The sequence below is a fragment of the Psychrobacillus antarcticus genome (assembly GCF_029533155.1).
In the GTDB taxonomy this organism is placed as follows: Bacteria; Bacillota; Bacilli; order Bacillales_A; family Planococcaceae; genus Psychrobacillus; species Psychrobacillus antarcticus.
Window position 1 is genome coordinate 39,323 of record NZ_JAIZDB010000015.1, and the last position, 19,242, is coordinate 58,564.

The following is a 19,242-nucleotide window of genomic DNA, read 5'->3' on the forward strand; positions in this document are numbered from 1 at the left end:
TTACAAAACCTCCAAGCAGACTACAATCATTGCAGCTATAAAACCTATTGCCCAAAAGACGGTAACTATTTTACGCTCATTCCACCCCGATAGTTCAAAGTGATGGTGAATCGGGCTCATTTTGAATATACGTTTTCCAGTTGTTTTAAAACTTATTACCTGCAATATTACCGACAACGTTTCAACAACAAAAATTATCCCTACTAGAAGTAATAACAATTCCTGTTTAACTAGAATAGATACCATGGCAAGTGCTCCACCTAATGCTAGAGAACCTGTATCTCCCATAAACACTTTAGCAGGATTTTTGTTGAACAATAAAAATCCTAAAAGTGCACCTGAAACACTAAACGTAAAAATGGCTATATCTGTTTGTTCATAAGCAAGTGCAAGTACACCGAATGTCGCAAAGGCAACCGTTGCAGTTCCTGCTACTAAACCATCTAAGCCATCTGTTAAATTGACTGCGTTTGAAAATCCTACTAGCCAAAATATTAGGAATGCAATATAAAATTGCCCTAAAGGAAGATCGATTTGTGTAAATGGTATTTCTAAGAATGTATCAAATGGGCCTTGCTTTAGTAATATATAAGCAAGTATTGCAATAAGAATTTGACCAATTAGTTTCTGAATAGAAGTTAAACCTAGGTTTCTTTTCAACACGACTTTTATAAAATCATCCAAAAAACCGATAACACCGAAACCTACCAGAATAACTAACAAAACAATTGACTGAGTCGTTAACTTATCAAAATAAAATGAAAGAGCAAGTGTTGAAATAATAATGGAAGTTAAGAAGATTAATCCTCCCATTGTAGGAGTACCTGCCTTTTTGTGATGCGACTGAGGCCCTTCTTCTCTTATGCTCTGACCAAATTTCATTTTTCTTAAATAAGGAATAACAATTGGAGCAAGAATAACAGAGAGTAAAAAACTTACTGTAAGTGTAATAACCGTTGTAGATAATGTCATGAAAAAATCTCCTTAAATACGACCAACTATAATGAATGTAGTATTTTATTTATTTGTGTATACATGAATCGTTCCATCTAATGGGATGAGTCCATTTTCTTTTGGTAGCTGAGATATTATTTCGTCTCCATCACCATGCCAAACAATACTGAAGGGATACATATAGGACGTGATTTCCTTTCTTTTCGTTCCCACAAGATTTGGTGTACGAACTTGTTCTACATCTCCCCATCTATACTCTTTTTCCAGTTGGGTGCCACTACCTTTTGTCTTCAGGGAATCCTCCAAAATTTGACCAACAATAGGTGCTGCAATGACTCCACCAAATTGAGTACTATGTTTTGGGTTATCAATGGCAACATAAACAATAAGTTCCGGATTATCTGCAGGTGCAAAACCGATAAAGGAAACAATGTATTCCCCTTCCATATACCTGCCGTTTTGAACTTTTTGTGCAGTACCTGTTTTACCACCAATCCGAAGTTGGTCGCGATAAGCGTTTCTACCTGATCCTTCTGCAACCACGTGTTCCAAGGCGTCTCTTACAATAGCTGAAGTTTCCTCACTAATCACTCGGCGCTTCATCTCTGGCTCGCTACTTGATAATATTTCGTTTGTTTCTCCATCTATTGTATTTTTTACAATATATGGTTTATACAGGTAACCACCATTAACTGCCGCAGCCACAGCTTGCACTTGTTGAATAGGAGTGACAGAAATCCCTTGGCCAAAAGATGTTGTAGCATGTTCCACTGGTCCAAAGTTTTCTTTACTAAATAGAATACCCGTGGATTCCCCAGCCATCCCTGATCCTGTAGATTCACCAAATCCAAAGTTACGTATGTATTCTTGTAACTTATCTGCACCCACTCTTTTTCCTAACTCAATGAAACCAGGGTTGCAAGAATTTTCAACAACCTCTAAGAATGTTTGGTTTCCATGTCCTTGTCGTTTCCAGCAACGGAGCCTAGACCCTTCGACCATGGTATAACCTATATCATGAAAGTGATCATCCTCTAAGTCTACTACATTCTCTTCTAATGCCGCACTTAATGTAATAATCTTAAAAGTGGACCCAGGTTCAAAGGTCATCCAAACTGGTAAGTTCCGGTTATAAATAGTAGAGTCCACCTCTTGGTATGTCGATGGATCGAAATTGGGAGCAGAAGCAAGTGCTAATATTTCACCGTTTTTCGGGTTCATAACAATGGCAATCGCTTGGGTTGCCTCATACTTTTGCATCGCTTGCGTAAGCTCACGTTCTACTACTTTTTGAATATCTAAATCTACTGTTAGCTGAACATGATTACCTTTTACTCCATTTTTCCAACCATCGTCGACATGCGGGAGTGGTACTCCTTTTGCGTCAGTAAACATTCGAACGGCAGATGATTTGCCTTTTAAGATAGAATCATATTGATACTCAATTCCAGCAAGGCCTTGTGCATCATATCCTGTGAAACCTACTAATCTAGATAACATATTACCATATGGATAGTCTCTTATATAGTCGACTCCTGCATACAATCCTTTAATATTCTTGTCTTGTATTTCCATTGCTAGTTCACTAGAGATATTTTTCCCTTTTGGTGCAATTTTCACCAAGTAGGCTCGTTTGTTTATTTGCTCCAAAAGCTTACTTTTGTCCATACCAATTAATGACCCAATTTCTGCTGCTACCTGCTCAGGATCATCATTTTGAGATGGCATGTAAAATAATGTTGGTGCTAGCTTATTTCCTACGATTACTTCTCCATTACGATCCAAGATATTCCCACGTAGTGATGCGTATGGTAGTTCTCTGTCCCAGCTTTCTTTCGCTTTGGTTGTAAGCTCATCAAATCGGAAAAATTGAAGTTGAACTAATTTGAAAAGTACCAATAAGAATAAAATAATAATCATAATCCATATCATTCGAAGGCGCACAATTTGATTTATTTTAGAAATTGCCAAATCCCCTTTAGTCCGTTTTAGATAACTTATGAGAAAATGGCTCTAACTATTCTCTTACTCTTTTAGTCCTGAGGTAAATCCGTTATTAATTCTTCTTCATTTTTTTCCATGTTCGTTACTTCCTTTGGAGTTGCAAGTTTTATTACGATCGGAGTATCCGCTGTTACAATCGATCCTCCAGTCAAACTCTGTTCTGTGACAAATCCTTCTCCAACAATTTCAATAGGTAGCTTAGACATTGATTTATAAATCATGACATTTCTTTTTGACCATCCCTTAAAGCTAGGTAATTGGATATCTCCCTGTCCCTTTATAAAAACTGTGCTATTTGAAATAGTGGAAGTATTAGCCTCTGGATACTGTTCTTCTACTTTATCTGACTGACCAATAATTACTGTTTTTAACCCTTGAGCCTCTAGTTTACTTTGACTTTCTATCATATCTTCACCAATTACATTTGGCATTTCAATTGGATTTGCAAGCTCTAAATTCTCAGGCTCGATATTTAAATATTTCAAACTTCTTTCTGTTACTGTGTTGAAAATTTCTGATGTTGTATCAGAACCCGATTCTGTTAACTCCAAATTAGGTCGATGAACCAAGATATACACGATTAACTGCGGATCCTCCACTGGGGCCATCCCTATGAAAGAATAGAGGAAATCGTTTCTCCCCCAGTAATAACCACCACCTGGTTTTGAAATTTGGGCAGTACCAGTTTTACCAGCTGACGTATATCCATTTAACTTAAATTTCTTGGCAGTACCTATTTCTGATGTTACGGTACTTGCCAGTATTTCTTTTACCTGTTGTGCAGTTTCTGCAGAAATAGGAGATTTCTTTTCAGTCCTTTTATGATTCTGTACTACTTCATTTGTATTTGGATCGACAATTTTATCAATAACAAAGGGTTGCATCATTTTACCTTCATTTGCTATAGCAGTCATACCTTGCACCATTTGTATAGGTGTAACAGTTGTTCCCTGACCATATGTTGTAGTAATCCGTTCAACAGGTCCAGAGTCTGCTATAATTCCAGTTGCTTCGTTTGGAAGATCTATGCCCGTCTTCTGTCCAAATCCAAAGAGTTTCATGTACTCATTGAATGTTTTCTCTCCAATTTGGTTGAGTAAGTAAGCCATAGCAACGTTAGATGAACGTTGAAAACCTTCTAAATAGGAGATATTTCCCCACCCTACTACGTTATGGTCACGAATCGTTGAATCGTATATTTTGAAAGATCCAGATTTATACGTAGCATTAGGTGCCCATACTCCCTCTTCGATTGCAGAGGCTAATGTGAATATCTTGAAGGTAGATCCTGGTTCAACTGTCTGCTCTGTTACTTCATTTAACCAGTTAGTGGATAATCCTTCTCGTGTATTCGGTTCAAAGGTAGGGCGTTGGGACATAGCTAAAATCTCCCCAGTTTTTGGATCTGCTACAATAGCCGTAATCCGTTCTGGTTCATATTTTTCTTGCACATTATTCATCGCTTCTTCCAGAAAGTTTTGAATGGTTTTATCTAACGTAAGGTGTATATCAAGGCCATTCTTTGCCTCCGTCACCATTTTTTCAGCATTCGGCAGTAAAAAACCTTTCGTATCACTCTTGAATTCAACTTTTCCGGGAGTACCGGTTAGCGCTTCATCATAAATATATTCAAGTCCCATTTTCCCGACAGGTTCAGCTGTCCCATCTTCCTTCTCCTCTTTTAGAGCAAAACCTATCAAATGCGAAGCAAACTGACCATTAGGATATAATCTTTTCAAATCCTCTATGAAAATTATTCCAGGTAGATTGTTACTTTTAATCTCTTCCATTACTTTGTTACTTATATCCCTACCTGCTTTTCCAAATTCTACTTGGTATCTCTCTGCTTTTATATTTTTTTCTAGTAAAGTTACAATCTCTTGTTCTGACATATCTATATAATTCGATAATATTTTAGCAGTCTTTACTGGATCACTAACATGTCTATCTACACTACTATTACCTGAAGCACTTGGACTGATCACAGCAATCATTTTGTAACTAAGTGTATCCTGCGCAATAACCTCATCATTGCGATCCACTATTTTCCCTCTACTCGCTTGAAGAATTTGTTCTCTTTTATATTTATTTTCTGCCCTCGCTGTTAATTCCTGGCCTTCGGCTGTGCCCGTAACCTGTATAAACACAAAACGACTAAGTAATAAAAAAAAGAGCCCTCCATATAGTAAAAACATTAGAAAGGCTCCCCATTGAAAACGAAATTTCTTATTCATTGTCCTGGCACTACCTTTACGTTTTGCTCATTCAGTTTCAAACCGAGCTCTTCCGCCTTTTTCCAAATGCGATCATAGGTAGATAATTCACTTACTTGTACTGATAAGTCAGTATTCGTTTTTGCTGAAGAGTCAATTTCCTTTTCCATCATCGAAATGTCGGTAGTAGTTGCTCTCACAGCGGTTTCCGTTTGAATAATCATTAAAGACAAAACGGTAACTACAGCTAGTAATCCAACTAATAGAATTTTTTCTCCCCGAGAGATTAGATTATTACGTTTGTTCGCCTGCTTCTTTACATGTGGTTGTTCAGTGTAAGAAGGGCGTGGTATGTATGATTGTGACTGCTGTTTGCGTAAAGCCATTTAGACACTTCCCTTTTCGATTAATTTTTCCACAATACGTAACTTAGCTGAACGGGAACGATTATTAACCGCCAATTCTTCTTCTGACGGGACAATCGGTTTCCTTGTAATCATTTTTAACATCGGCTCCATACCTGCAGGAATCACTGGTAAGTTTGGTGGTAAATCCGGTAAAGAAGATGCTTCTTTAAAAATTGTTTTAGTTAGCCTATCTTCTAAAGAATGGAAGGTAATAACACTTACTCTTCCTCCCACTTTTATAAGCTTAATTGCATCTTCTAGAGAGTCTTCTGCTGCTCCTAATTCATCATTTACAGCAATTCGGATTGCTTGGAAGATGCGTTTTGCAGGATGTCCACCAGTTCGTCTAGCAGCTGCTGGAATGCCCTCTTTTATAAGTTCCACGAGTTGGAAAGTTGTAGAAATTGGTTCAATTTCTCTAGCTTTTTCAATTTTACGTGCTACAGGTTTTGAAAACTTTTCTTCTCCATAACGGAAAAATATTTTAAGTAGTTTTTCATATGGCCACTCGTTGACTACATGATAAGCAGTTAACTCACTTGTTTGATCCATTCGCATATCTAGTGGTGCATCGTAGTTGTAGCTAAATCCACGCTCTGGCGTATCTAACTGTGGTGATGATACACCTAAGTCATACAAAATACCATCCACTTTTTCAACACCAATTTGGTGAAGCTCATCTTTTAAATAACGAAAATTAGCATGTATAAATGTGACTTTATCTAAATATGGCGCTAGTTTTAGCTTGGCATTTTCAATTGCCGTCATATCTTGATCAAAACAAATAAGTCTACCTTTTTCATTTAATTGTTGTACTAAATATTCACTGTGCCCTGCTCCACCTAGTGTGCAATCCACATAGACTCCATCAGGACGAATAGCTAGACCATCTACTGTCTCTTTTAATAATACGGTTGTGTGATGAAACAAGCTTCTCACTCCTCATAATCAGATTCACTTTGAGATGAATTAAGTTAAATATCAAAGCCAATCATATTTTCTGCAATATCATTGAACGAATCCTCAGATTCCGTATAATAATTTTCCCAAGCATCTTTAGCCCAAATTTCAAGTCGATTCGATACCCCAAGGACAATACATTCCTTATCCATTTTTGCATAGCTACGGAGATTAGTTGGAATGTTGATACGACCTTGTTTGTCTATTTCTACTTCGGATGCACCGGAGAAGAAAAAACGAGTAAATGCACGAGCATCTTTCTTCGTAACGGGTAGTTCTTTCAGTTTTTCTTCGAGTTTTCGCCATTCATTCATAGGATAACCAAATAGACAATTATCAAGACCACGCGTTAAGACAAAACTATCTTCTAAGTGCTCTCGAAATTTAGAAGGAATTATTAACCGTCCCTTCGCATCAACATTATGTTGATATTCGCCCATGAACATGCTACTCACCCCACTTTATGTCAATAACATACCACATCGCCCCACTTTCCTCCACCGTTTTTTAAAAAAAGGGGCATTATTTCTTTAAAATGCGTAAATAGTACTTGTTGAGACAGGATTTCTAGCAATTTCAACAAAGTATTCTAGAACTTTAAGACGTGTAAAAGTTGGAGTGTTTTTATGTGTTTATTACACCTTTTCAAAAAATGGGGAAGAAATCGCTCAGAAAATGGGTCCAAACATGAAAAAGTGGGGGGAAGTGTAACGTTTCTTGTTGTTAGTTGGAAAAGTGGATTTTATAGAGCACAAGCAGCATTTTCACATAAAAAAACTGGACAAAAGTTCAAAACCTATTTCTCTCGTTTTCGAAGGGCTTTGGACAGATGTTTTGCTATATGATTGCCGAGTGAATTTTAAGGGATGTTAGTTGGTTGTGATATCCGTCATAACCAACTAACATCCCTTTTTTTTGGTAATCTTATGGCGTTTACTACTCTCTTAATTGATTGTAGTGAAAGGTGGCGACTCCGGCGGGATGAGTGAGACAGATGAGATATCACAGCGACGCGCTAGCGACGGTGATAGCTCATCGCTCACCCCGCGGAACGCGTCCACCTGTAACGGAAATCAGTAGAATTATTCTAAGTCCCGTGAACTTCGGTGTTCACTCTATATTTTTTTATACTTTTTCATAAAAAAATCCCCACTATTGAAAGTGAGGAGTGAAAATTATAGATAAATTACATGATGTTTACCGTTAAATTCATATGGAACCTCTAATAGTTGTTGAATCAGAGATGGACCATACTCATTTAACAATTGAATCGGTGTATATGTGCGTTCTTGCAGACCACCGTTTGGAATGAGATTCATACTAATACGATCATAGCGATTAGTGGTCGCATCTAACTTACTTAAGAATGTATCTTCTACTGTATTACCGATAAATTTCAGCTGTTTTTCATGGTTTTTTAAATTCTTTTGCAGTAATGGAGATAACTTCAACCCATCGGTCACTAATAGTTGCTCCAACTTGTCATACTTTTCTATAAGATCCTCTTTCATTTTTTCAATCAAATGAGGAATTTGTTCGTTACGATTAGAATTAATATAATTCAATTTAGCATCTTGCACAGTTCCATTCCACACGTCTTCGATAGTAAAGGATAACTTTTCTAGTAAGGATTGCATTTTTGCATTGACTATCGAAATACTAATTCGTGGCATAAGAACTGGCATTTTCATATCAAAAAGCTCAAATGCTGTTTTAAGTGTACCCCAATAAGCAATCTCACCAGGTCCAGCTATGAAACTTAACACCGGAAAGACCATTTCTTGCATGATAGGTCTAGTCACTACATTATTGCTTAACTTTTCAGGATGTTCTCTAGCAATTTCCATCATTTCATCTAATGTAAATGAGAGTCCCTTTACTTCATGAATAAATTGATCGTTCACTCTTTCCAATAAGAAACGTTCGCCCTCTTCTACGTAAAACAAATGGGCAGCTGATTCTTTTGCTTGAATTGGAGTGCCAAACCCCTCTTGTTGCATTTTATCCTCATGTTCAAATACAACCTTCGCTATTTCTGAAGCATGTAGAATTTGTAATTGGAAATAATCACTCTCTAACTTTCTTAATGGTTCATATGCAGCATCTAGTAATAGTAAACCTTCCTCTTGAAAAAGTTCGTTCATCAATGCTGTAAAAAAGCTTGTATACGTTAAGTTATTTTCTAAAAGCTCTAAAACCTTTGATTGAAGATTTTTTGTGTATAAGGATTCTGGTAGGCTTTTGAAAATTTCATCTAAATAGCTATCCATGAGTTGCAGGTCAAATGTGGATTCGGATGCTATTTTCTTAGTTCTAGACTTTTCCGGATACACTAGCTTTTGTAGCGTTCGGCTTCTTTCTATGTATACATGATTAATTTCGTCAATATCATGATCCTCGCCAGCAATCCAAAAAACAGGAATAACAGGTACTCCAAGTACTTCTCTTTGTTGTTTTGCCATCGCAATAACGGAAATTGCTTTATGGATTGAATACAGTGGCCCTGAAAGAATCCCTGCTTGCTGCCCTCCTATTACTACGACACCATTGTTTCTGAGTTCATCTATATGTTGACTACTCTTTGCTGAAATTCCATATTTACTCATATATGAAGTGATTACTTCCGCAAGTTCAGTTCTTTTATGTTTGCTAAAATCAGCTTCTTGAATCCTTTTAGTAAGTGCTTTTTGATTCCATTCATAATGAAAGAAAGAAGATAAATTAGTTACATCTTCTAAATATTTCTTATAAAATGAGGAAGCGAATGGTTGTGTGTATTGCTCTAATCGCACGTTTTTTCCACCTCTGTTATTTTCAATTTCAATTGGTGAAAAATCACCAAAGCTATCATTTTAAATACTTTAAGAGTATATCACTTACAATTTAAGTGTGAAAATTATTAGCTTATATAACTTAAAACATATCTGATAACTCCGAATAACCATAAAAACGCATATGTAAAGCATAATAAAAGAAATAATAATCTCCATATTTTCCTTAACAAAGGGATTACTTCTATTTCTTTTTTACTACGCCATTCTAGAATCGTGATAATAGTTGCTAGGATAATGGAAAAAATAACGAGATACCAAGCAATCTCTTTTAAGAAAAAGAAAGAAAATAAATTAGTAATGGAAAAATATAAAAAGAATGTTGATATATCAGCTGCTATTCCAATTGTTTTTTTTCTTTTTAGGCGGAAAAATGTACAAAAAAGAAATACCAATAAGAAAACAACTACTGGATATATAACGAAAACCGAAAGAACATTAACGATTGTACTCACCTTCTTTATTCTTTTCACTTAATAATAAATAAAAAGAACGTAAAATAGGCAACGTTTGCTGTCTTTGAGCTGCCATTTCTAAAATAGCTCCTACTATTGTGCCTAACTCCATCATTCGACCATTCTCGTAGTCTTTAAGCATAGAAGAACGATTGAACTCAGTATTCTCACACAGTGCTACAACTTCATCCCACGTTAGTCTATCTTTCCATTCCACAAACGCTTCTATCATTTCATTGTACATACTTCTCAAAATAACTTTGTAAGAATCATTTTTGATAAGCTCGCCATTAGGTACACGAGCAATAGTAGTTAAAGGATTGATCAAACAATTTAGCATGGCTTTCTTTATAAGTATTTGCTCCATATTTTTGGTTAAAATTAATGGGAATTGGTCGTTATTACTTTTTATAAAATTATGAATGGAAGACCATTCCCCTTTATAAGGCCCAATATAAGTTGGACCTATTCCTAAGTGTTGAACTGTAGCGTTGTTTTTTTTCGTTGCACCGTGTAACACAGATCCTAGCATAATTGTTTCTTGTTTTAATTTCTCTAGAAAGGCTATATGTGATAAACCATTTTGTATAAATAGAAGTGGAATATGCAGTGGTAAAGAATTTATCTGGTCTTCTAATTGTGGTAGATGATGGTATTTCACGGCAATAACAATAAGATCCATCTGTTTTAAATCTGCTATATCCAAAACGATATCACAAGCAATTCGCTCCGGATTTCCCGTGTTTTTTTCTATGTAGAATCGCTTAACTTTACTAGTTTCTCGGACTAAAAAAGTAATGTCATGACCTGATTCCGATAACTTAGTGCCAAATAGTAGCCCAATTGCTCCTGCACCAACAATCCCAATATTCATAAATATCACCCCTGAGTTCTAAGAAAACCAGGCATAAAGACGCCCGGTTCTTTAAAAATAAAATGTAGACATGCCATTGATTTCCGCTCTGAGCGGACGCTTTCCGTGGGCACGGCTTCAGCCGCTTCCCTCGCTTACGCTCAGTCCAGGGTCTTCAGCTCGCACTATCCCCACTGGAGTCGCCGCCCTGCGCTCCAAACCATTATATCCACTTTAAATAATCGAATAATTGGATATAAAACCACCTAAATACACGTGTTTTGCTATAAAATAAGTAAGGCTGAAAGGGATTTTGGAAAAAGAAAATCTACTTTCTTCAACCTTCCTTACAGAATAGTATCCCTAAATCAGCAGACCGTCTATCACTATATAAATTTACTACTCTTATCATCTAAGCGATATACTGAGCTATATCTAATAGTTGAGTACTACACATTATATTAATTGTAGTGAAAGGTGGCGACTCCGGCGGGATGAGTGAGACTGATGAGCTATCACAGCGACGGTGATAGCTCATCGTTCACCCCCCGGAGGCCCACAGGAGGTGGGTTATGCAATCGTTGCCGCAGGACGCGGCGAACTTAGATTGCCTTCCTTTTGAGATGTGGCGCTCTTAGCCTTTGTTCCTCCACCTGAAACGCAAATCAGTAGTATTATTTATTCTTCTTTCACCTTTAAAACACAGTCTACACGGTACAATTTTATATACTCTCTTTTCTTTTAAAAAAGGTCTACCTCAGAGGTAGACCTTAGCGTTAAAATTATTATACAGGAAGCACCGGATGTTTTCGAGGTGCATTTACTATTTGTTTATCTTCATAGAAACGTAGACGATTTGCAAGCTCTGAGCGTAATTCACTTGGTGCTACAATTTCATCGATGATCATCTCGGAAGCAAGTTTATAAATATCAATTTCTTCTTTATATTCCGCATGCTTTTCTTGCACGAATTTAAGACGTTCTTTTGGATCTTCGATTGCTTCAATCTTGTTTGAATACACTGCATTAACTGCCGCTTCTGGTCCCATTACAGCAATTTGAGCTGTAGGTAAGGCGATGCACACATCTGGCTCAAACGCAGGACCAGCCATAGCATATAAACCTGCTCCATATGCTTTACGGACAATGACAGATATTTTTGGGACTGTTGCAGAACTCATCGCGGCAATCAGCTTCGCTCCATGTCTAATAATACCTGCTCGCTCTACTTTCGTTCCTATCATAAATCCAGGAACGTCAGCTAGGAATAATAGCGGTATGGAAAATGCATCACAAAGTGAAATAAACTTAGTCGCCTTATCGGCAGAATCTACAAAGAGCACTCCACCTTTAACTTTTGGTTGATTGGCAATTATCCCTACCGCTCGGCCATCAATTCGCGCTAATCCTGTAATTAACTCAGGAGCAAATAGCTTCTTCACATCAAAGAAGGTCCCTTCATCGATTAGTGCATCAATTGCTTCATACATATTAAATGGTGCATTTTGATTTTCTGGAATAATTTCTTCCAATGTTCTACCTTCTTTAATAGCCTTTGGTTCAACTTGTTTCGGTTTCTCGGTGTAATTCGCTGGGAAGAAGCTTAAGTAGCGTTTAGCCTCAGAAATTGCTTCTTCTTCTGTAGAAACAAGCACATCACCCACACCACTTACCGTACAATGCATGCGAGCTCCACCCATTTCTTCCAGTGTAACCTTTTCACCAATTACCTTTTCAGCCATTCGAGGTGAACCTAGATACATAGAGGCATTTCCTTCCACCATAAAGACAACATCACAAAAAGCGGGTATATAGGCTCCTCCTGCAGCAGAAGGACCAAATAATAGACAAACTTGTGGGATAAAACCAGAAAGTCTTACTTGGTTATGAAATATTCTCCCTGCTCCTCGGCGATTTGGAAACATATCTAACTGATCGGTAATACGTGCACCAGCTGAGTCTACTAGGTACAACATTGGCACTCTATTCTTTTCTGCTATTTCTTGAATACGAATAATTTTTTCAACTGTACGAGATCCCCATGATCCAGCTTTCACAGTGGAATCATTTGCCATAACACAAACGGTTTGTCCATTTACTTTACCCGTAGCAGTTACAACTCCGTCTGCTGGCAAATCTCCTGCTTCTACATTCGCAAAGCGACCATCCTCGATATATTCCCCATTATCGAAAAGTAACGCTAAACGATCACGCACAAATAATTTATTTTGTTCTTTCATTTTTTCATGATACTTTGCATGTCCACCCGAATAAATCGTTGCTAGCTTTTCTTCTAGTCTATCATTATACCCTTTTGTTTCTCCCACGGTTTAAAGCCCCCTCTATTCAAACGTCACTAGAACATCGCCTTCATTTACAAAATCGCCTTCATTAGCATTAATTGTTGCAATTTTCCCTGCTGTTTCTGCTTCCATTGGAATCTCCATTTTCATGGACTCCAACACCATTACAACTTGTCCAGCTGATACTTCTTCTCCAACTGCTACATTTACTGTAAATACTGTTCCTGCCATATTCGATTCTAAATTTTTCATTTGGAAACTTCCTCCCTTTGTTTGTTCATCCATTCCCCTAAAACGGATGTTGAATATGCACCACTTGTAAAACTCTCATCTTCCAAAAACTGTTGGAATAGTGGGATATTTGTTTTCACACCTTCTATTTTAACAGAAGAAAATACTTTTTGTGCAGACTCTATCGCTAATTCCCTATTTTCTGCATGGACAATAACTTTAGCAATCATCGGATCATAGAAAGGCGTGACTTTGTCGCCTTCCGCGTAACCCGCATCTACTCGAATATCCTCTTCTGTTTCCCAACTTTGTAAAGTGATCGTTCCAGGTGATGGAAAAAATGATTTTGGATCCTCCGCATATATTCTAAATTCTATCGCATGTCCGTTTGATTTTATCGAAGATTGATCTTTCACAGGTAATTCTTCCCCAGCAGCAACCTTTAACTGCCATTCCACTAAATCGAACCCCGTGATAGCTTCCGTAATTGGATGTTCCACTTGTAATCTAGTATTCATCTCTAAGAAATAAAACTGATGATTATGATCTACGATAAATTCAACTGTTCCGGCATTTACATAGTTTACTGCTTTCGCTGCATTCACAGCTGCTTCCCATAATTTTTCTCTAGCTTCCTGTGGAAAGTTTGGAGAAGGTGCCTCTTCCATCACTTTTTGGTTTCTACGCTGAACAGAACAGTTCCGTTCGAATAAATGAACGATATTTCCATGCATGTCCCCAAAAATTTGCACTTCAATATGTCTAGAAGAATCTATAAATTTTTCAAGAAAAACGACATCACTACCAAAATAGGATTGCGCTCGTGTTTTAATCGACACAAAATTTTTCACAAGCGTCGCTTCATCATCACAGCGAATCATTCCAATACCACCGCCGCCAGCACTTGCTTTAAGCATGACTGGATATCCAATTGAAGCAGCTGCTACTATTGCATCCTCTACAGAAGCAAGTCCTTCTTCCGTTCCAGGAACAACCGGAACGTTTGCATTAATCATCGTAATTCTTGCCTCAATTTTATCTCCCATTTTTTCCATTGTTTCTGGCTTTGGACCGATAAAGATAATACCTTCAGCCTCTGCCTTACGAGCAAATTCAGCATTCTCGGATAAAAATCCGTATCCTGGGTGAATCGCATCCACCTTTTCCCTTTTTGCAAGTGCAATAATATCATCTATTTTTAAGTATGATTGCTGAACCTGACTAGGTCCTATCAAAAAAGCATAATCTGCCTCTTTCGCATAAGGTAAATCTTTGTCTGCTTCGGAATAGATTGCCACGGTTTCAATATTTAATCTCTTACATGTTTGAATAATACGTCTAGCTATTTCTCCCCTATTAGCGATTAAAACTTTCTTCAAATTACATCCCCCTCGATTTGAAACATTTCCCCATCTATATTAGTCTATACGAATTATGAAAGCGATTTCAACTAAAATTATTTCTTATAATTTTTAAACAGCAAAAGAAGCCCAAAAAAAGGCTTCTTTTATTTGCGTTCAATATGTGTAATACCTTGTTTGACCCAATTTAAAAGCTGTTCATAATCATTTTTCAACAAATTATATGCACTTGAAATCTCATCGTAAGAATGCTTCATATCATCATAACTTTCCATTGCCAGTTGCAAATGGTTTTGAAGGGAAGAAGAATCGGCAAATTCTTTAGTAGAATAAGAGGTTGACTTTTGTTCTTTTTTAATAATTTGAGGGCGAAGATTTTTATTCCAGCGAAATGCACATGCTTGCTTAGATCTTCCTAATAATACACTAGCTTCCTGAAAACCAGAAATTTGCGTGTGGCCTCCATTTATTTTGTTCAATATTATTTCTTTTAGAAGATTATCTTCTTCCTCGGTCCAACTATCTTTTCTCAATTTTTCGTTCATCTGGATCACCCTTTGCTTTTTTATTAATATATGCAAAGTGGGTACAAATAGACTCTTATATTACTTCTTTTTAGATAAAAATGAATCGACTGCTTGATGATGAGCTTCTTGCTCCCATAATACGGAACAGGTTCTTACCTCTTCTATAATTCGTTCAAATAATTTCGACTGCTCCCACTTACGAATTAATTGCATTTTGTATGCTTTTAACACAGTCTCATGTGGCATAATCATTTGTTCGATAAATACTTTTAGTGCATCGTATTTATTTCCTTCAAAAACTTCCGTTGCCCAACCAATTGCTTGGAGTTTGTCAGATGAATAGGGAACCGCTTCTGTAAGCATTTGGAGAGTATGGTCTTGGCGCATCCCTTTTTCCCATAAATAAGTTCCTCCGCCCCAGCCAGAAGTGATTGCTAACTTTCCTTGAATGAATCCACATCTTGCCTCTTTCTTTACTAAACGATAATCACATAAAGTCGCAATCTCACACCCCCCGCCTACTGCGGTACCGTTTACTAATGCAATAGTTGGAATGGGCAATGTAGCAACATCATATAAAATAGTTGCTGTGTCACTTAACATTTCAAATGATTCTCGCTCTGTTTTCACCTTATGTAGAACTGACAAATCCCCACCTGAACAAAAAGACTTCTCTCCTGCTCCTGTAATTACTGCTAGTTTTATCGAACTATCCTTTTTTACTGTATGTACTAACTCTTTAAATCCTTCTATGACTTCCATGTTTATCGCATTATGAATAGCAGATCTATTTATTTCGAATATAATTATTTCTTCTCTTTTTATTATCGTGTAATCCATCTCTTTGACACCCCTTATAGAAAATATATATAGAAAAAAAGACTACCGAAGAGCCATGGTCTCTTTGGTAGTCTTTTAAGGAACAAATACTGAATTATTTGCTCAATACTTCTTTCCCTTTGTATTGGCCGCAAGATTTACAAATACGGTGAGCCAATTTCATTTCACCACAATTTGAACAAGAAACCATACCAGGTACGGATAACTTAATATGCGTACGGCGTTTTCTTTTTGCAGTTTTAGAAGTTCTTCTAGCTGGTACTGCCATAGGTGGCACCTCCTTACAGATCTATTATTTATTCGTCTGTTTGATCAAAATACTTAGCTAAATCAGCAAGTCTTGGATCTACTTTTGGTTGTTCATCTTTCTGCACTTCTTTGAGTTCTTCGTCTACTGCATAACTCCAACCATTTCCACCCTCATGTCTAAATTGGTCTGCACCTTCTTTATACACTTGCAATGGAATTTCTAAAAGAATTAATTCTTCTAGAACTGGGTCAACATTAACGACATCACCTTCTACAACATGAAAATTATCATACCCTCTTGCAGTAGTTTGTGCTGACTCTGACCAGTTGAAGATTTCATCAGATTCAATCTCAAATGGAAATTCTACATCTTCCCATGTGCGTGCACACGGTAAAATAAGAGTTCCTGAAAGCTGAAAGTGACAAGTCATTTGCGCTGCACCAAAAGTACAGTGCGCTTTTACGTGAACGGGTGAAATTCTTCGAACGTCCTGGTTCCGCTTCTGCACGTTTTCGAGTTCCACGAATTCATCTAAAGTTAGTCCGTTCTCACGATATTTAGATAGCTGATGAATTGCCCATTTCATACGATTATCACCTCAAGACAACAAAGTTGATTATATAATGACTGAATTTAGATGTCAAGATAATTTCTTGTCACTCCATTATAATAACATTATACTTACATGAAAGAAAGGATTTGGTTTAAAGATGAAAGCGACTGGAATTGTTGTAGAATATAATCCATTTCATAACGGTCATTTGCATCACCTTCAGCAAACCCGTATAAAAACGAATAGCGATATTGTCATTGCCGTCATGTCTGGTAATTTTCTACAGCGCGGAGAACCAGCACTTGTTGATAAATGGACTCGCGCCAAAATGGCCATAGATGCGGGTGTTGATTTAGTAATTGAACTTCCTTATGCATTTGCTACAGCACAAGCAAGTGATTTTGCTAAAGGCGCTATTTTCTTATTAGATGCTTTAAAATGCCATTCCTTTTGTTTCGGTAGTGAAGAAGGTTCATTAGAAGCATTTCAACAAACATATAATCTATTATTGACCAAAAAAGACGATTATAATACAGCCATTGCAAGTAATATGAAAAAAGGTATGAGTTATCCTAAAGCATTAAATGAAGCGTACAGCGAAGTTTCTAAAGACACTACCATCCGATTAGTAGATCTATCCAAACCGAATAATATATTAGGTTATCATTATATACAGGCTGCAAATATGTTAAATAGTAAAATTCGACCTGAAACAATTCAACGTATCGTCGCAAATTATCATGATGATGCTAGCAATAGTGAAACAATAGCTAGCGCAACTGGTATTCGCAAATTACTATTTGAAGGTCAAAAGCTTTCAGAGGTAAATACTTATATGCCTAGTACCAGCTTAGAAAGTTTAAAGGAATGGGAAAGTACCCACTTTTCTTTTGGGAGCTGGGAACTGTTTTATCCGACGCTTCGATTACTTATACTTCGCTCATCCAAGGAAAAGTTATCTCAAATCGCAGAGATTACCGAGGGAATGGAAAACGCCATTTGGAAAGCAGCACTGACACATAGCAACTTTGAATCATTTATGCAGCAAATAAAATCAAAGCGCTTTACATGGACAAGGATTCAACGAATGCTAACACATATCTACACAGATTTTACTTGGAGCCAATTACGCGATATTCATTTCCCCACTTATATCAGACCTTTAGCAATGAGCAAGAATGGACAGGCTTATTTGCAGAGCATAAAAAAAGACTTGCAGCTCCCTCTTATTAGTAGAGTAGCCGCAAGTAAAAATGATAAACAGTTGCAATTAGATATAAAAGCTGCCGACCTATATTACTTAGGCTTACAGACTTCGTATGGCAAAAGTATGGTTGGCAGTGATTTCCGTACTAATCCTATTATTCAAAAATAGTTTATTTTGGCTCTAATTGATCTAGATAAGCAAGCGCATCATCAATCGTTTTCACAGGTACGATTTTCATATTCGTACCTATTTTTCTTGCTGATTTTAAGGCTTCCTCATAATTAGATAGAAGTCCTGGATTATTTGCCAGAACAGTTGGGTCAATATCATCATCAGGAGCAAACATTATTTCCATGTCTTTATTGTCCGCAGCAATCACTTTTAAATCTATCCCACCAATTCTGCCAACTGTTCCATCTGCCCCCATTTCCCCAGTTCCGGCTATATTATAGCCTTTTGTAATATCTTCTGGTAGTAACTGATTCAAAATTTCTAAAGTGAACATAAGACCAGCAGATGGCCCTCCAATATCTTCGGAGTTTATGTGTACAGTTGGTGTCGTTTCAACTTTTTTGTCCGCCGTATAGCTAATACCGATACCCGGCGTTTCAAGCACTCCAGGAATCGTTTTAAGGGATACTTCTTTATCGACCTGTTTCCCATCACGCTCAACCTTTAAACGAATAATATCCCCCTCTACTTTGCCAGCAAGATAGGCTCTAATAGACTCTTCCGTTAAATCTCCGATATCATCCATTTGTAAAATTTTATCGCCAGCCTCTAATACTCCGTCAGCCGCACTTTCATCTACCACATTAAAAATAAATATTCCGTTATTTGATACAGTATAGGGCTTATTTGCTCGGTCAAATGCAACTGAAATAGCATTAAATTGAGAATTAGACATAAGCTTTAATTGACGAACATTATATTCTTTTTCATCTTCCCCCTCATGACGAATTTCATTTACTTTATAAATTTTTTGATTATCCGTCATTTTGGCATAGGCGTAAGTTAGTGGTGTAGCTTTCGCTAGAGCAATTGTAAGGAGACTCAGTGTACCTTCGTCATCTTGGTCCCCACCATCTACTTCTACAAACGGATCTAGTTTGTATGCACCACCTGGTTTAGAAATATAAGAATCCATTGGATAGAAACCTAATGCTAAAACTATCACTACTATGAAAAGAAGGACTATAGGATTTCTCTTCTTCATCAAAATATCCCTCTCTTTCTACAACACATTTGAATATTAGTTTATCACTTCCATTTTTTTCTGACAAAATATTTGTG

Annotated in this window: 18 protein-coding genes; 1 reads left to right on the plus strand and 17 read right to left on the minus strand. The window is 37.0% G+C overall.

Translation table 11 applies throughout. The features are described 5' to 3' along the window. From mraY to LDK52_RS09635, 16 genes are all read right to left on the minus strand, one after another. Complete coding sequence (gene mraY, locus LDK52_RS09565; RefSeq protein WP_277585733.1) at window positions 1–972, minus strand: phospho-N-acetylmuramoyl-pentapeptide-transferase; 972 nt, start codon at window positions 970–972, stop codon at window positions 1–3. A 45-nt stretch (window positions 973–1,017) separates the two neighbouring features. Further along, window positions 1,018–2,886, minus strand: a complete 1,869-nt coding sequence (locus LDK52_RS09570; protein ID WP_277585774.1) for a penicillin-binding transpeptidase domain-containing protein — start codon at window positions 2,884–2,886, stop codon at window positions 1,018–1,020. A gap of 101 nt (window positions 2,887–2,987) precedes the next feature. Beyond that, complete coding sequence (locus tag LDK52_RS09575; RefSeq protein ID WP_277585734.1) at window positions 2,988–5,153, minus strand: penicillin-binding transpeptidase domain-containing protein; 2,166 nt, start codon at window positions 5,151–5,153, stop codon at window positions 2,988–2,990. 35 nt (window positions 5,154–5,188) lie between these two features. Next, window positions 5,189–5,557 (minus strand): cell division protein FtsL, encoded by a 369-nt coding sequence (gene ftsL / locus LDK52_RS09580; RefSeq protein ID WP_277585735.1) that lies wholly within the window; start codon window positions 5,555–5,557, stop codon window positions 5,189–5,191. After that, window positions 5,558–6,508 carry a 16S rRNA (cytosine(1402)-N(4))-methyltransferase RsmH gene (rsmH, locus tag LDK52_RS09585; protein WP_277585736.1) on the minus strand — a complete coding sequence of 317 codons (951 nt, stop codon included), beginning with the start codon at window positions 6,506–6,508 and terminating at the stop codon, window positions 5,558–5,560. Between the two features lie 44 nt (window positions 6,509–6,552). Beyond that, a complete protein-coding gene (gene mraZ, locus LDK52_RS09590; protein ID WP_277585737.1) occupies window positions 6,553–6,984 on the minus strand; it encodes a division/cell wall cluster transcriptional repressor MraZ in 432 nt (143 codons plus the stop codon). A 729-nt stretch (window positions 6,985–7,713) separates the two neighbouring features. Then, window positions 7,714–9,330, minus strand: coding sequence for a bacillithiol biosynthesis cysteine-adding enzyme BshC (gene bshC, locus LDK52_RS09595; protein WP_277585738.1), 1,617 nt, complete (start codon window positions 9,328–9,330; stop codon window positions 7,714–7,716). A 107-nt stretch (window positions 9,331–9,437) separates the two neighbouring features. After that, entirely contained in the window at window positions 9,438–9,842 is a 405-nt protein-coding gene (locus LDK52_RS20105; RefSeq protein WP_407081808.1) for a DUF3397 family protein, read from the minus strand. Then, entirely contained in the window at window positions 9,808–10,698 is an 891-nt protein-coding gene (locus LDK52_RS09600; RefSeq protein WP_277585739.1) for a 2-dehydropantoate 2-reductase, read from the minus strand. The genes LDK52_RS20105 and LDK52_RS09600 overlap by 35 nt, the downstream gene beginning before the upstream one ends. 764 nt (window positions 10,699–11,462) lie before the next feature. Further along, window positions 11,463–13,004 (minus strand): acyl-CoA carboxylase subunit beta, encoded by a 1,542-nt coding sequence (locus LDK52_RS09605; RefSeq protein ID WP_277585740.1) that lies wholly within the window; start codon window positions 13,002–13,004, stop codon window positions 11,463–11,465. 15 nt (window positions 13,005–13,019) lie between these two features. Then, window positions 13,020–13,232, minus strand: coding sequence for a biotin/lipoyl-containing protein (locus LDK52_RS09610; RefSeq protein ID WP_277585741.1), 213 nt, complete (start codon window positions 13,230–13,232; stop codon window positions 13,020–13,022). After that, a complete protein-coding gene (locus LDK52_RS09615; RefSeq protein WP_277585742.1) occupies window positions 13,229–14,590 on the minus strand; it encodes an acetyl-CoA carboxylase biotin carboxylase subunit in 1,362 nt (453 codons plus the stop codon). Before LDK52_RS09615 ends, LDK52_RS09610 begins: the two co-directional genes overlap by 4 nt. Before the next feature lie 128 nt (window positions 14,591–14,718). After that, window positions 14,719–15,117: a transcriptional regulator gene (locus LDK52_RS09620; RefSeq protein WP_277585743.1), complete on the minus strand. Its 399-nt coding sequence runs from the start codon at window positions 15,115–15,117 to the stop codon at window positions 14,719–14,721. 60 nt (window positions 15,118–15,177) lie between these two features. Next, entirely contained in the window at window positions 15,178–15,939 is a 762-nt protein-coding gene (locus LDK52_RS09625; protein ID WP_277585744.1) for an enoyl-CoA hydratase/isomerase family protein, read from the minus strand. A 94-nt stretch (window positions 15,940–16,033) separates the two neighbouring features. Then, a complete protein-coding gene (rpmF, locus tag LDK52_RS09630; RefSeq protein ID WP_277585745.1) occupies window positions 16,034–16,207 on the minus strand; it encodes a 50S ribosomal protein L32 in 174 nt (57 codons plus the stop codon). Between the two features lie 28 nt (window positions 16,208–16,235). Then, window positions 16,236–16,775: a YceD family protein gene (locus LDK52_RS09635; protein ID WP_277585746.1), complete on the minus strand. Its 540-nt coding sequence runs from the start codon at window positions 16,773–16,775 to the stop codon at window positions 16,236–16,238. A 124-nt stretch (window positions 16,776–16,899) separates the two neighbouring features. Between LDK52_RS09635 and LDK52_RS09640 the strand changes: the two genes are divergently transcribed. Further along, complete coding sequence (locus LDK52_RS09640) at window positions 16,900–18,117, plus strand: nucleotidyltransferase (RefSeq protein WP_277585747.1); 1,218 nt, start codon at window positions 16,900–16,902, stop codon at window positions 18,115–18,117. A 1-nt stretch (window position 18,118) separates the two neighbouring features. Here LDK52_RS09640 and LDK52_RS09645 read toward each other — a convergent pair whose 3' ends face one another. Beyond that, window positions 18,119–19,165, minus strand: a complete 1,047-nt coding sequence (locus LDK52_RS09645; RefSeq protein ID WP_277585748.1) for a SepM family pheromone-processing serine protease — start codon at window positions 19,163–19,165, stop codon at window positions 18,119–18,121. Between the last annotated feature and the right edge of the window lie 77 nt (window positions 19,166–19,242).

Excerpts from the sequence above, each read along its gene's own strand:
- mraY (WP_277585733.1), bottom strand. The coding sequence starts at position 972 with ATGACATTATCTACAACGGTTATTACACTTACAGTAAGTTTTTTACTC.
- LDK52_RS09570 (WP_277585774.1), bottom strand. The coding sequence starts at position 2,886 with ATGATATGGATTATGATTATTATTTTATTCTTATTGGTACTTTTCAAA.
- LDK52_RS09575 (WP_277585734.1), bottom strand. The coding sequence starts at position 5,153 with ATGTTTTTACTATATGGAGGGCTCTTTTTTTTATTACTTAGTCGTTTT.
- ftsL (WP_277585735.1), bottom strand. The coding sequence starts at position 5,557 with ATGGCTTTACGCAAACAGCAGTCACAATCATACATACCACGCCCTTCT.
- mraZ (WP_277585737.1), bottom strand. The coding sequence starts at position 6,984 with ATGTTCATGGGCGAATATCAACATAATGTTGATGCGAAGGGACGGTTA.
- LDK52_RS09600 (WP_277585739.1), bottom strand. The coding sequence starts at position 10,698 with ATGAATATTGGGATTGTTGGTGCAGGAGCAATTGGGCTACTATTTGGC.
- LDK52_RS09610 (WP_277585741.1), bottom strand. The coding sequence starts at position 13,232 with ATGAAAAATTTAGAATCGAATATGGCAGGAACAGTATTTACAGTAAAT.
- LDK52_RS09620 (WP_277585743.1), bottom strand. The coding sequence starts at position 15,117 with ATGAACGAAAAATTGAGAAAAGATAGTTGGACCGAGGAAGAAGATAAT.
- LDK52_RS09625 (WP_277585744.1), bottom strand. The coding sequence starts at position 15,939 with ATGGATTACACGATAATAAAAAGAGAAGAAATAATTATATTCGAAATA.
- rpmF (WP_277585745.1), bottom strand. The coding sequence starts at position 16,207 with ATGGCAGTACCAGCTAGAAGAACTTCTAAAACTGCAAAAAGAAAACGC.
- LDK52_RS09635 (WP_277585746.1), bottom strand. The coding sequence starts at position 16,775 with ATGAAATGGGCAATTCATCAGCTATCTAAATATCGTGAGAACGGACTA.
- LDK52_RS09640 (WP_277585747.1), top strand. The coding sequence starts at position 16,900 with ATGAAAGCGACTGGAATTGTTGTAGAATATAATCCATTTCATAACGGT.
- LDK52_RS09645 (WP_277585748.1), bottom strand. The coding sequence starts at position 19,165 with ATGAAGAAGAGAAATCCTATAGTCCTTCTTTTCATAGTAGTGATAGTT.